This window comes from Kitasatospora sp. NPDC056327, from assembly GCF_042261735.1.
In the GTDB taxonomy this organism is placed as follows: Bacteria; Actinomycetota; Actinomycetes; order Streptomycetales; family Streptomycetaceae; genus Kitasatospora.
Genome location: NZ_JBHJRC010000177.1, coordinates 1 through 13,394, shown reverse-complemented (window position 1 = coordinate 13,394; position 13,394 = coordinate 1). Strand labels below are relative to the sequence as shown.

The 13,394-nt window shown below is 73.7% G+C and carries 5 protein-coding genes; 4 read left to right on the top strand and 1 reads right to left on the bottom strand.

All coding sequences use genetic code 11. From position 1 onward, the window contains the following. Positions 1–453: 453 nt before the first annotated feature. Both ACFCX4_RS23670 and ACFCX4_RS23665 read left to right on the top strand, forming a co-directional pair. On the top strand, positions 454–9,075 hold the full coding sequence (locus ACFCX4_RS23670) for a hypothetical protein (RefSeq protein ID WP_376145621.1): 8,622 nt from the start codon (positions 454–456) through the stop codon (positions 9,073–9,075). Positions 9,076–9,186: 111 nt separating this feature from the next. Then, the gene (locus tag ACFCX4_RS23665) at positions 9,187–10,482 is read left to right on the top strand and encodes a serine hydrolase domain-containing protein (RefSeq protein WP_376145618.1); all 1,296 of its coding nucleotides are present in this window, start codon (positions 9,187–9,189) and stop codon (positions 10,480–10,482) included. 134 nt (positions 10,483–10,616) lie between these two features. Here the strand turns inward: ACFCX4_RS23665 and ACFCX4_RS23660 are convergent, their stop codons facing one another. Continuing rightward, complete coding sequence (locus ACFCX4_RS23660; RefSeq protein WP_376145615.1) at positions 10,617–11,612, bottom strand: 2-hydroxyacid dehydrogenase; 996 nt, start codon at positions 11,610–11,612, stop codon at positions 10,617–10,619. Positions 11,613–11,943: 331 nt separating this feature from the next. Here ACFCX4_RS23660 and ACFCX4_RS23655 point away from each other — a divergent pair, with 331 nt between their 5' ends. Together ACFCX4_RS23655 and ACFCX4_RS23650 are read left to right on the top strand one after the other, a co-directional pair. Beyond that, positions 11,944–12,345 (top strand): tyrosinase cofactor, encoded by a 402-nt coding sequence (locus ACFCX4_RS23655; protein ID WP_376145612.1) that lies wholly within the window; start codon positions 11,944–11,946, stop codon positions 12,343–12,345. 49 nt (positions 12,346–12,394) lie between these two features. Next, positions 12,395–13,222, top strand: coding sequence for a tyrosinase family protein (locus ACFCX4_RS23650; protein WP_376145609.1), 828 nt, complete (start codon positions 12,395–12,397; stop codon positions 13,220–13,222). Positions 13,223–13,394 lie beyond the last annotated feature (172 nt).

Genomic DNA, 13,394 nt, shown 5'->3' with positions numbered 1-13,394 from the left:
ACGGTTTCCGATCTTCCGTCGGAGGGTGCGGGGTCGAGGGGCGGAGCGTCCGTCGAGCAGTCTGCGCGTACGACGGAGCCGTTCTCGGGGCGGGGTGATCGTCTTGGTGGGAGGGGGCCGGTGTCGGAGGGGGCCGGTTCGAGGGCCGGGTCGTCGGTGGGTGAGGGTGGGGCGCAGGTCCCGGAGGGCCGGTTGGCGCGGGAGGGGGAGCGGCTGGAGCGGGTGGCGAAGTCGGGGGGTGAGGGTTCGGGGTCGGTGAGGCCGGTGGCGCGGCCGTTCGGTGCCCGGGAGGTGGTGACGGTTTCCGATCTTCCGTCGGAGGGTGCGGGGTCGAGGGGCGGAGCGTCCGTCGAGCAGTCTGCGCGTACGACGGAGCCGTTCTCGGGGCGGGGAGATCGCCTCGGCGGGGAGGGGCGGGCACCCGGGAGTGACGGGCCGTCGAGCCCGGCGCGCATGGAGGACGGATCCCGGCAGGAGTCCCCGGGCACGGCGGGGTCGGGGAACAAGCAGGAGGGCGCGGCGGACGCCCAGCCCGGGAGGGCGGAGTCCGGGGCGCCGGAGAGGGCCGGCGCCCCGGAGCCGGACCAGGCAGCGCCGAAGCGCGGGAGCGCCCGTCCGGCGGTGGAGGACAAGCCGTGGCTCGGGCCCGCCCAGGAGCGGATGGCCGACGCCGAGGCGGGGGCCGAAGCCCGGACCGGACCGAAGGACGGGGCGCCGGCCGGGGCGACGGAGAAGGAGGCCGGGCACCAGGCGGCACGGCGGGAACGAGCGGCTGCCGCCCGGGACGAGGCCGTGCGCCGCCAGGCGGCGACGGCCGAGGCCGAGGCCCGTGCCGAGCGCGCGCACGCGGAAGCGGCTGCTGCCCAGGAGGCCCGGTGGCAGGAGCTGTTGCAGGACCTGCGGGACAAGTCGGGCGGTGACTCCGGGTCCGCCGGGCGGATCTCCCTGCCCGACGCCCGGGCACGGATCGCCCGGGAGACCGAGGCCGCGCTGCGGGGCCCGATGCGCGACTACCCGGGCCCCCGCGACTTCGACGCGATGGACCGCTACCTGGCCCCGCACATCACGGCCGCCGAAACCACGGCCTGGCACGGGCTGGCGGGCGAACTCGGCGTCGACGTCGACGCGTTGACGGCCCGTGGCCTGATGCCCTCGTTCCCCGAGGGGCCTCTGTCGGAGCGCGTTCCCCCCGCCCGCCCGGCCGGGCACGGCCCGCTGTCGGATCCTGACACCGCGGCGCCCGTCGGGGACACCGGCCCGTCCACCGAGGTCCCCGACGGTGGGCCGTCGGCCCCGGTCGGCGCGCCGGGCCGGGAAGGGACCACGGGGCGGGTGGTCGAGGAGGAGGGCGCGGCCCGGCGGAAGCCGGATCCGGAGCCGGAGCCCGAGGAGGAGGTGCGGATCCTCCGGGCCCCGGAGCCGGGGGAGACCTGGGAGCAGCTGGAGGCCCGCGAGGCGGCCGCCGCGCCGGGTACCGTCGAACCGGCCGAGCTGTGGGATCCGGACCAGGAGCTCCCGGTCGTCGGTGGCGGCACCGTGCGTCTGGGGGACGTCCACAGCCTGCCCATCGTGGCGCCCGGCACCGGCGGCTCCCAGGGACGGGCGTTCCATACCGGACCCGAACTCGCCGAGCGCAGCCGAGTCCTGAACGGTTTCGACCTGCGACGACGCGTCCTGCTGGACGTCGACGCGCAGGGGAAGCTGATCACCGGGCGTCAGCAGGCGCCGTGGGACACCGGCCGGCCGCTCTACCTCGCCCTGCTGCACGGGGACCGGGACTACGCGGTGCTGCCGACATCGGGTCCCGCCGCGACGGCGCGGGTCACGGGTGCGGGTGTGGCCCGGACCCTGCGGCGCAGGCCGAGCGTCCAACGGATGGCGGCGAGCGGCGAGATCGTGCTCGCGGCGTGCGACGCGGCACTGCCGGCCTCGGACGGAGGCCCGTCCCTGGGGCAGATCACGGCGAACGGGACGGGCCGCGTGGTGTGGGCCCCCACGGCGCGGATCGCGGCCGTGCCGACCGCGTTGGACGAGGAGGCCGGATTCCTGATGTACCCGGCCGCCGATGGTGCACCGGGTACCTGGGTCCGCTTCGCCCCGGACGGCGCACGGCAGGCCGTGGCCCCGGCCCGCCCGGCCCAGGCCCGCCCGGCCGGGGGAGAGCGGGCCCCGCTGGCGCCGACCCAGAGCTCGACCGTGACCACGACGGCCGTGACCACGACGACGGCGGCCACGGCGCGCGGTCAGGAACCCCCGCGCCCCGATCCCGGTTCCGGCAAGGGCAAGGGCCGCGCCCCCGGGGACGCTCCGGAGTCGGGGGTTGTCCTCTCCGAGGAGCAACGCCAGGAGCTGGAAGCACAGCGACTGGCCGCGGCGACCGAGCAGTCGTTGCAGCTCCGGGGCGTGGGAACGTCCCTCCCGGTGATGCCGGGTGAGCAGGCGGGCGAGTCCTCGGCGGCCGCGGCCGCCAGGCCCCGCGAGGACGACGGCGGCGCGGTCCGGGCCGGTGCGGGGCCGCAGTCCACGGCTCGGGTACCGGGCGCGCCCTCCGAGGTGCCGGCAGCCCCTTCCGACGGCCTTCCGGGAGCGGTGAGCAACGGAGCCGTGGCGGGGCTCGCAGGAGACGCCGGGGCCAGGGAGGAGGCGCGGCGGCACGCCATCGATCCCACCGGGCACGGCGAGTGGAGTTCGTTCCGCGACATGATGGCGGAGGCGGGCTTCCCCGACGACATCGCGGACACCGCCTGGCAACTGGTCCTCGGTGGCATCGCCGAGCAGGGGCGGCTCAACGACGAGGCCATGGCGACGTACACCGATCGCCAGGAACAGCGCGACCACCGCGCGTCGAACACCTGGTTCCAGGAGCTGGTGGAGCTCGTCGGTGACCACCTGGAGATCGACAAGCCGACGCTGGCCCTGTGGTCGGGCGGCCGGGAGGTCAGTGACTACGCCCGCGACAAGGGGCACACCCCGTTGGAGGCCACCCGCTTCGGGAGTGTGATCGACAAACTGATGCTGACCCCGGACTGGTCGCTCAAGACACCGCTGTGGAACGTCCTGTCCAAGGCCTTCGTGGACCGTGCCCGCGGGCTCGTCCACATCTTCCTGCGGACGTACAACCCCGACAGCGTCCTCATCGCGCAGGAGGTTCCGCAGCTGCGCGTGGTCATGACGCTCAACTCGGAGGTGGAGCTCGTCTGGCATCCGGTGTACGCGGAGGCCGACGGGACGCTGATGGAGATCGGCGAGCGCCTTGAGCTGGTCTCCGACGCGTCCTACGGCAGCCGGGACAGGTCCGTGCAGGTCCTCTACGACTACCTCCGCCTCGTCCACGACCCGGCCAACCTCCAGTCCGAGCGTGCCTTCGCCTCGATGAGCACCCGCCTGGCCGCCGCCGCCGACGGCGGCCGGCCGGCCGCCGTCGATCGGCAGCCCGTCGCACCGCAGGCGGCCGTGCCCCCGCAGGTCACGGACGGTGCGCAGTCGGCCCCGGCCGACGGCGCGGTGCCGGAGCCGGCGGACGCGGGCGCTGCGGCCGTGGCCGCGGACGGCGCGCGCCCGGTCTCCGGCGTGCGGGCTCCGGTGGTGCCGACCCAGAGCTCCACCCGGACCGTGACGGCCGGGGCGGGCAGCGGGGCGGGAACGGACGACGAGGAGGAGGCCACGCCCCCGGACTCCCGCGCCGACAAGGGCAAGGACAAGGGCAAGGGCCGCGCGGTCGCGGACGACCCGGCGCCGACGCCCGCGCTCCCGGAGGAGGATGTCCTGGACCGGGAGGCCGAGGACATGGCCGAGGCGATGGAGCGGTCGCGGGTGTCCCAGCCGGAGTTCGCGGACGGCCGGGCGGGAGAGTCCTCGGCGTCCGCGCGCGCCCGTGCCACTCAGGGAGGGGCCGCGGGCGTGGGCAGGGCCGTCGGTGATGGTGGGGAACTTCCCTTCACCGCGCAGGAGCTGATCGAGGAACTGGTCGTTCTGGCGTCCCGGCACTCCGCTGTCGCGGGGAACGACGGGATGGCGGCCACGCTGGGGCCGGACGTGTTCGGGGACCGGGTCGTCCCGCCCCCGCCGGACTTCCTCCGGGGCTACGACTACGAGGGACTGCGTTCGGTGTCGCGGGCGGAGTTCTTCCGTCGGTTGGACCTCGCGAGGACTGGTCCGGCCCCGGTCGCCGAGGACCTCTCGCCGACGGCTCTGGGGAGTGATTCCCGTTCGGTCGTCGGGTCCGCCTTCCCGACGGTGCGGCGGAAGTCGTCGGTCGGTCTGAAACCGGTGCGCATTCCCCGGCTGGTGCACTCGATCTGGCTGGGCGGTCCGCTGTCGGCCGCCCCCGAGAGCCTGACCGCCCCGTTCATGACGAACGTGGCGGACTCGGCCGCCGGCCCCGGTCGGGGCTTCACCCATGTGATCTGGACGGACGTGACGCGTGCGCGGATCGCGCGGGCGGCGGAGGAGGAGGGTGAGGAGGGTACGGACTGGGCCAAAGTGCGTGACATGGTGGCGTGGGCGCGTGCGCGGCCGGGGCACAACGTCGTGCTGGTCAACGTCGACGAGGTGTTCTCGTCCGAGCGGCCGATGCGTCTCGAAGCGGCCTTCAGGATGGAGGCGTCCCGGGGCGTGGGTGCGGGGTACGCCTCGGCGAGCGACATCCTGCGGCTGGAGATCCTCCGGCGGTTCGGCGGGATCTACACCGACGGCGACAACCGGCTCCTGGGCGACCTCGAACGGGAGGTCGAGAGGATCGTCGCCGACAAGCACTTCGCGATCGCCAGGGCGGGCGTCGGCGGCACGGGGATCGCGAACGCGGTGCTGATCGCCCCTGCCGGGCACAGGGCCGTGGACGAGCACCTCACCGTGCTGGAACGCAACTACGGTCGCACCTCGGCCGAGAACGACACCCGCGGCCACTTCTTCCAGCACCGGGCCGGGGAGGAGATCACCCCCGCGCTCCGCAGGATGCTGGACTCGGTGAGCGGGCCGCCGGTCTGGATCCAGAACCACACGACCGATGCGCAGAAGAACGCGGTCCTCTTCCTGAGCGGGACCGGGGTCAACATCTGGGCGGACCTGGCCCACGGCCTGAAACTGGGTGGTGCCAGCAGCCTCCCGGCGGTCACCGCGGGCGTCTTCGACATCGGCGTCGGCAACACCTGGGTACCGCCGAAGCGGCCGGTGGCCGTCACCGTCCCGACCACGGAGCACGGCAACCAATCGACGGCGGCGGTACCCGACCGCGAGGACGTGCTGCTCGCGGCGCGTCGCCTCATCAACACGCTGACCCGCGAACTCGCCTACCAGGAAGGGAAGCTGGCGCTGAGTGAGGTCGCCGTCCGGGTCGCCGGGAACCCGCTGCCCGAGCTGCTCTGGCGCACGGTGATCGGGTTCCTCGCCCGGCGCCGGGAGCTGCGGGAGATGGTGCGGTGGGCCACCGTCGGGAAGGCGGACGAGGACCCGGAGAAGGAGGCCGCCCCGACGAGCGGTGAGAACGCGACGGAGTCGGTCGGCGGGTCGGCCGCTCTCCTGCGGGACGCGACGTCGACGACCGACCTCGTCAATCTCCTGGAGTGGTCGGACGGCCTCCTGGTACCCGAAACCGGTGTGGTGAAGGGGTTCCGTTCGGGATCGAGTGTCCGACGGGTGCGTCTGAGGGCACCCGAGGAGGTGCCCCGGCCGCCGGCCGCCCCCACCCGGTCGATCCCCCTCCTGCAGAACCCCGCCACGGAGCACACGGTCGCCCAGCCGCAGGCCGTGGCGGCCGGCCCCGGGCAGGACCCGGGCGGCCGGCAACCCGTCCTGCACGACGGCGCGGTCGCCGAGAACGGTGTGATCACCGACCTCCGGGGCGAACCCGGTGGCCGGACGGTCGGCGAGAGGGCTCCTCTGGTGCCGACCCAGGGCCCGACCGTGACCACGACGGCCGAGGGCGGGACGGACGGCGAGGAGGCTCCGCACCCGGCGACCGAGGGCGCGCAGGTGGGCGAATCGTCCGCGTCCGCGGCCTCCCGTGCCGACGGGGGAAACGGCAGCGGCATCGGGGACGATCGGCGAGCGCCCTACTCGGCGGAGGAGTTGATCGACGAGCTGGTCCGCCGGATGACCCAGGTGTCCGCCGTCGCGGGGAACGACGAGATGGAGAAGGCGCTGGGGCCGGACGTGTTCGGGGACCGGGTCGTCCCGCCCCCGCCGGACTTCCTCCGGGGCTACGACTACCGGGCTCTGCGTTCGGTGTCGCGGGTGGAGTTCTTCCGGCGGTTGGACCTCGCGAGGCGCGGTCCGGCCCCGGTCGCCGCGGACCTCGCCCCGGCGGCCCTGGGCAGCGATTCCGGTTCGGTCCTCGGGTCCCTGTTCCCGACGATGTCACGGAAGTCGTCGGTCGGTCTGAAGCAGGTGCGCATTCCCCGGCTGGTGCACTCGATCTGGCTGGGCGGTCCGCTGTCGGCCGCCCCCGGGAGCCTGACCGCCCCGTTCATGACGAACGTGGCGGATTCGGCCGGCGGTCCCGGTCAGGGCTTCACCCACGTGGTCTGGACGGACGTGACGCGTGCGCGGATCGCGCGGGCGCACGAGGCGGAGGGCACGGAGCGGGACACTCCCGGACTCGTGACCGTGCGCGACATGGTGGCGTGGGCGGAGACGCGGAAGGTCGTGCTGGTCAACGTCGACGAGGTGTTCTCGTCCGAGCGGCCGATGCGTCTCGAAGCGCCCTTCAGGATGGAGACGTCCCGGGGCGTGGGCATGGGGTACGCCTCCGCGAGCGACATCCTGCGGCTGGAGATCCTCCTGCGCTTCGGCGGGATCTACAACGACGGAGACAACCCGTTGGTGGGCGGCCTCGAACGGGAGGTCAGGAACATCGCGAAGTCGGGCCAGTTCGCCATCGCCGGGGCCGGCATGTCCGACAGCACCCTGTCGAACGCCGTGCTGATCGCCCCGGCCGGGCACCAGGCCGTGGAGAGTCACCTCGACGTGCTGCGCGGAAACTATCTGCGCACCTCGTCCGAGAACCAGTTCCGTGGCGTCTTCTTCAAGGTCGAAATCAGGAATGGTCTCACCGTGGCCCATGAAAGGGTGGGCGCTCAGGTGGGAGAGCACATCGGCCGGGTCCGGGGTCACAGGACCGAGGGGGACCGGACCTCGGTCCTGTACCTGAGTGGAACCGGACTCAACATCTGGGCGGATCTGGCCAGTGCCCTGGAACTGAAGGGTCTGGGCGACCTCCCCCGGGTCACGCCGGGCGTCTTCGGGATCGGCACGGGGAACACCTGGCTGCCGTCGAAGTCCTTGGCCGCGCCGGCGACGGATGGGCAGACGTCCGCGACGGCCGATCGCGAGGACCTGCTTCGGGCGGCACGTCACCTCATCAACACGCTGGCCCGCGAACTCGTCTACCAGAACGGGAAGCTGGCGCTCAGCGAGGTCGCCGACCGGGTTGCCGCGAACCCGTGGCCCGAACTGCTCTGGCGTACGGTGATCGGGTTCCTGGCTCGTCATGAGCGCCTGCGGGCCATGGTGCTGTGGGGCACCATCGGGAACCTCGACAACGCCGACAAGGAAGCGCTCTACAAGTACGGCCGGGAGAAGGAGCGCAAGAAGGAGGAGCAGGAGACGGCCGACGAACCGGGGAAGGGGACCGAGGACTCGGTCGCCGCGCTGGCCGCCGTCCTGCGGGACTTCAAACTGCGGCGGCAGCTGGTCGATCTCCTCCGGTGGTCCGACGGCCTGCTGTATCTCGACACCGGGGCGGTGGAAGGACCCGAGCCTCCGGAAGGAGTCGTGCGGGTGCGTCTGAGGGCACCCGGGGAGGTGCCCCGGCCGCGGGCCGCCGAGACGGTCCGGGAGACGGCAGCGGTCGGCGCCGCACAACCGTCCTCCCCGCAGGGCGGCGCCGCGCCCGCCGCCCCGGCGGGCGAACGGCCCCGCCGGGCGCCGTCCGCTCCCACCCAGTCGGCCACCGCCGTACAGCGGCCGGTCACTCGGCAGGCGGCGGGCCCGACGGCGGAACTCCGGCCGGGGGCGGGCGCGGCCATCAGCCCGGGCCTCCCCGCCGACGCCGGGCGGGGGATGCCCGACACCTGGTCGGCGGCGGACCGCCGGAGCCTGGTGGCCGCCCTGCCGGGAGACGCCCGCCAGGAGCCCCCCGGCGCGCGGTCCGGCCCCCGCTGGACCGAGCACGACCTCGCCGGGATCCGGGTGACGGTGCTCCAGGAGAACGGTCTGGTCACCGACTTCTTCGCGACACCGGTGCCGCCCCGGCGCGGCACCGGCCCGGCGCACCCGGGCACGGTCACCGCCGCCGTGCTCCCGGGCGCGGGCGCACCGGAGGGCCCCTCCCTGGGAGGGCTGCGGTTCGACGGGACACGCCTCACCGGCCGTCCTCCGTACGGGGCTCCGGGCGTCCGGGCGGACGCTCCGGCCGAGGGCCAGGTGCCCCGGATCCCCTGGGAGACGGTCCGGGAACTGCTCAACCGCGCCTACCGCCAGGAGCGCGCCCGGCTGATGCCGATGCTGCGGGAGCTGCTGGACCCCGCACGGGTCGCGCCGGACCTGCTGGCCGGGGCGGAGGCGCTGTCGGCGGACCTGCCGGAGGGCGAGGCCCGGACCCTGCTCCGGGCGGGGTACGTCCTCCACAACTCCCCGGCGAACCCGCGGGAGGACGTCACGGCGGACACCCGCGCCGAGGCCGGCCTGGCCGCGGCCCTGCTGGACCTGCTCGGGCCGCTCCGCACCCCCGGGGCGGACGCCGCCGCGGTCGGACGGTCCCTGGACGGCCTGCGCGACGCCGTCGCCGGCCTTCCGGCCCCGACCCCGCGCACCCGGGCCGCCGTCGGTGGCGTGCTGGCCAGGATCGCGCAGACCCGGACCCGGATCACCGCGGTCACCCGGCCGCACGAGGCCAACTCCCTGCTGCACGACCTGGTCCTGCTGCTGACCGGCCAGGACGTGCGCCTGCTGCTGGGCGTACCGACGGGCACGGGGGAGCGCGAGATCCTCGCCGACCGGATCTTCCGGGAGGCCCACGTCGTCTCCGACGGCTGTTTCGACATGAGGGCGGTGGACAGCACCCTGCGCGGCCTGTAGCGCTCCCGGGGGTGGACGACCGGTTCGTGCCCGCCTGACAATATGTCAGAGTCTGACGTTTGTCTGAATGTCATGAAATCAACCAGTATGTCAACAGGAGGAATTATGAAGGTGACGGAGCACCGGAACGGGGCGCCCGAGGCCTCCGGCGCGCGGACCCGTGGCGGACGGCGCGGCACGGCCGTGCGGGTCGTCGCGCTCGCGCTGGCGGGCGCGGGACTGGTGGGCGTGACCTCCCCGACGGCGGGCGCCTTCGGCTTCGGGCCGGCCGGAGCGGCGGCCGTGGGCGAGGAGCAGCCGGGGAGCGGCCCGGAGGCGGCGGGCCGCGGCCCGCACGGGGGCCGGGTGGACGGCCGGGCACTGGACGAGGCGCTGAACGGCGTGGTCGCCGTCGGCGGCGCGTCCAGCTCCCTGGCCCGGGTGACCGAGTACGGGCGCACCGCTTGGAAGGGGGCGGAGGGCGTGGGCGACTTCTCGACCGGTGCCGAGCCCTCGGAGAACGGCCGGTTCCGGATCGCCAGCCTGAACAAGACGCTCGTGGCGACGGTCGTCCTCCAACTGGTCGGCGAGGGGCGGTTCGGGCTGGACGACAGTGTGGAGAGCCTGCTGCCGGGCGCCGTCCCGGGCGGCGATGCCATCACCGTGCGCCAGTTGCTCAACCACACCAGCGGGCTGTTCGACTACACCGAGGACCCTGCCATCGCCCTCGACCACCCGACCTGGCTCAGCCAGGGGCGCTGGCGGAGCTGGACGCCGCAGCAACTCCTCGCGGTGGCCAACAGCCACCCGCCCTACGCCGCGCCCGGCACGGGCTGGTACTACGCGAACACCAACTACCTGCTGGCCGGCATGATCGTGGAGCGGGTCACCGGCCGCGACTGGCGGCGGGAGGTGGAACGCCGGATCATCGGCCGGCTGGGGCTGACCGGGACGTCGATGCCGGCCCACGCGACGGGGATCCCCGGTCGGCACGCGCACACCTACCTCGATCTGCCCGGCGGTCCGGTGGACATCACCGAGATGGAGCCGAGCGAGATGGACGCGGCGGGCGCCGGCATCTCGACCACCGCGGACCTCGGCACCTTCCTCCGGGCCCTGCTCGGCGGCCGGTTGCTCCCCGCACCGCTGCTCGCCGAGATGCTGACGCCCGCCCCGCAGAGCGGCGGCGCCCAGTACGGCCTGGGGATCCACCGGCTGACCACGCCCTGCGGCGAGGTCTGGGGGAACAACGGCAGCACCGGCCGCGGCCACAACAGCGCGCTCTACGGCACCGCGGACGGCCGCCGGGTGGTGGCGGTCTCGACCAACGGCTACCGGAGCACCGGCCAGAGCTGGCCGGCCTCGCAGAAGCTGCTGGCGACCGCCTTCTGCGGCCGTCAGCCGGCCGACGCCGCCCCGACCGGCTGACCGCACCCCCGGCCCCCCGACGGGCCGACCGCCTTCCAGGCCGCCGCCCGGCCGGACCGGAGCACCGGACCGGCCGGGCGGCGGCCTGCCGTCATGTCCGCGGGCCCGCCGCCCCGGGCCGGGCGGGCCGGGGGTCAGGTCTTGGGGACGAGGGTGTTCTCGTTGGTGCGGCCGTTGGCGTAGTCGTCGATGTTGCGGGCGGTGGCGTCGATGATCTGGCCGACGGCGGTGTGGGTGAAGTAGGCCTGGTGGCTGGTCACCAGGACCTGGGGGAAGGTGACGAGCCGGGCGAGGGTGTCGTCGGTGATGCCCTGGATGGACCGGTCGGTGAAGAAGACGCCGGTCTCCTCCTCGTACACGTCGAGGCCGACACCGGAGAGGTGACCGGCGCGCAGGGCCTCGACGAGGGCGGCGCTGTCGACGAGCCCGCCGCGGCTGGAGTTGATGAGGATCGCGTCGGTCTTCATCCGGGCGAGGGCGGCGGTGTCGATGAGGTGGTGGGTCGTGGGCAGCAGGGGGACGTGGAGGCTGATCAGGTCGGCGTTCGACAGGAGCTCGGGCAGTTCGGTGTAGCTCATGCCGAGGTCGACGCAGGCGGGGTTGGGGGCGATGTCCCAGCCGAGCAGCCGGGTGCCGAACCCGGCCGCGATGCGGGCGAAGCACTCGCCGATCTTCCCGGTGCCGATCACGCCGACGGTCATGCCGTGGATGTCGCGGCCGAGCAGTCCGTCGAGACGGAAGTCGAACTCGCGGGAGCGGTTCGCGGCGCGGGTGAGCCGGCGGTTGACGGCCAGCGCCAGGGCCCAGGCGTGCTCGGCGACCGCGTACGGGCTGTAGTGGGAGACCCGGGCGACGGTCAGGCCGAGACCGGCGGCGGCGTCCAGGTCGATGTTGTTGAAGCCGGTGGAGCGCTGGGCGATCAGCTCGGTGCCGCCCTCGGCGAGCACGGCCAGCGTCGCGGCGTCCAGTTCGGCGTTGACGCTGCTGCTCACGACCGGGTAGCCGGCGGCGAGCGGGGCGGTGTCGCGGTTGAGGAAGACGGAGAGGCAGCGCAGCCCGTGCCGGTCCGCGAACGCCTCCTCCAGCAGCGGTCGCTCGTCGACCTGTACGCCGTACGCGAGGATCTCCATCGCCTGGGTCCTTCCGGTGGTGGTCCGGTCCACTTCGGTGCGGCCGGGTCGGGCGGGCCGACTCCGGTCACCGGCCACGCTATCGGGACCCGGCGGGTGCCGCAGGACACCTCATTCCGGGAGTGATCGCCGCGTGTTCGGTCGGTGACGGAAAATGACTGAATATGTAGCCAACCTTCGTACCCCCGCCGATCGGCCGTTCCCTTGGTCAACTGGCCTTGCGAGCATCGAAACCGGGGGTTCGATCAAGGAATCCCCTTCGTTTAACGATCAGACAATCGTTCGTGAACAGTACCCGAACGCAGTTGCGGGTACCTGAGGGGGTATCACCATGTCCGAAGAGACCCAGGGCACGGACCTGACACGCCGCCGGATGCTCCAGGGCGCCGCGGCCGCGCTGGCCGTCGCCGCCGGGACCGTCGTGATCGGGGTGGCCGGTCCGGGGGGAGGCGCCGCCACCGCCGCCGACCCCGGCGCCTCCGACAGCTTCGACGAGGTCTTCCAGGGGCGGCGGATCCAGGGCGGCCCGACCGCCGGCGGCGGCCACCACGGCGCCGGCACCGGCTACGAGGTGCGGATCGACGGCGACGAGCTGCACATGATGCGCAACGCCGACGGCACCTGGATCAGCATCGTCAACCACTACCAGACCTTCGCGACGCCGCGCGCGCTCGCCCGGGCCGCCGTCAACGACCTCCAGGGCGCGACCCTCGTCCCGGTCAGGACCGCCTGATCCGGCCACCGGCCGACCGACATCCGCAACCATCACAGAGGGGGGACTCATGGGAGTCCGGAAGAACCAGGCGACCCTGACGGCGCAGGAGAAGCGCGCGTTCGTCGACGCGGTGCTCGCGCTCAAGGCCAACGGCGGCTACGACCCGTTCGTGACCACGCACAACCAGTTCATCCTCAGCGACGTCGACAACGGCGAGCGGACCGGGCACCGCTCGCCGTCCTTCCTGCCCTGGCACCGGCAGTACCTGCTGCAGTTCGAGCGGGCGCTCCAGGCCATCAACCCGGGCGTGAACCTCCCGTACTGGGACTGGACCGCCGACCGCACCACGGCCTCGACCGTCTGGGGCGCCGACTTCATGGGCGGCAACGGGCGCGCGAGCGACGGCCAGGTGACCACCGGCCCGTTCGCCTTCTCCACCGGCCAGTGGCCGCTCAACGTCAACACCGACAGCCGCACCTACCTGCGCCGCCAGCTCGGCGCCGGGGTGGCCCAGCTGCCCACCCGGCCTGACACCGAGTCGGTGCTCGCCATCACCACCTACGACGCCGCGCCGTGGAACAGCTCCTCCTCCGGCTTCCGCAACAACCTGGAGGGGTGGCGCGGGGTCAACCTTCACAACCGGGTGCACGTCTGGGTGGGCGGCCAGATGGCCACCGGCATGTCGCCCAACGACCCGGTGTTCTGGCTGCACCACTGCTTCGTCGACAAGCTGTGGTCCGAGTGGCAGAAGCGCAACCCGGGCCAGACCTACCTGCCGACGGCCGGCACGCCGGACGTGGTGGACCTCAACGAGCCGATGAAGCCGTGGAACACGGTCACCCCGGCCAACCTGCTCGACCACAGCGCCCTGTACACGTACGACACCGGCTTCTGAGCCGCGGACCGTCCGCTCCGGGTCGTGGCCGGGCTTCCGGCGGGGCGGCCGCCGGGAAGGCCCGGCGGTGGTCACCGGACCGCGGGAGCGCGACGGTGGGAGCGCAACGGCTCAAGAGCTCTTGGCGCGGGGTGCGTGGTGCGTGCTCGGCCGGTCGGCCGTGCCCTCACAC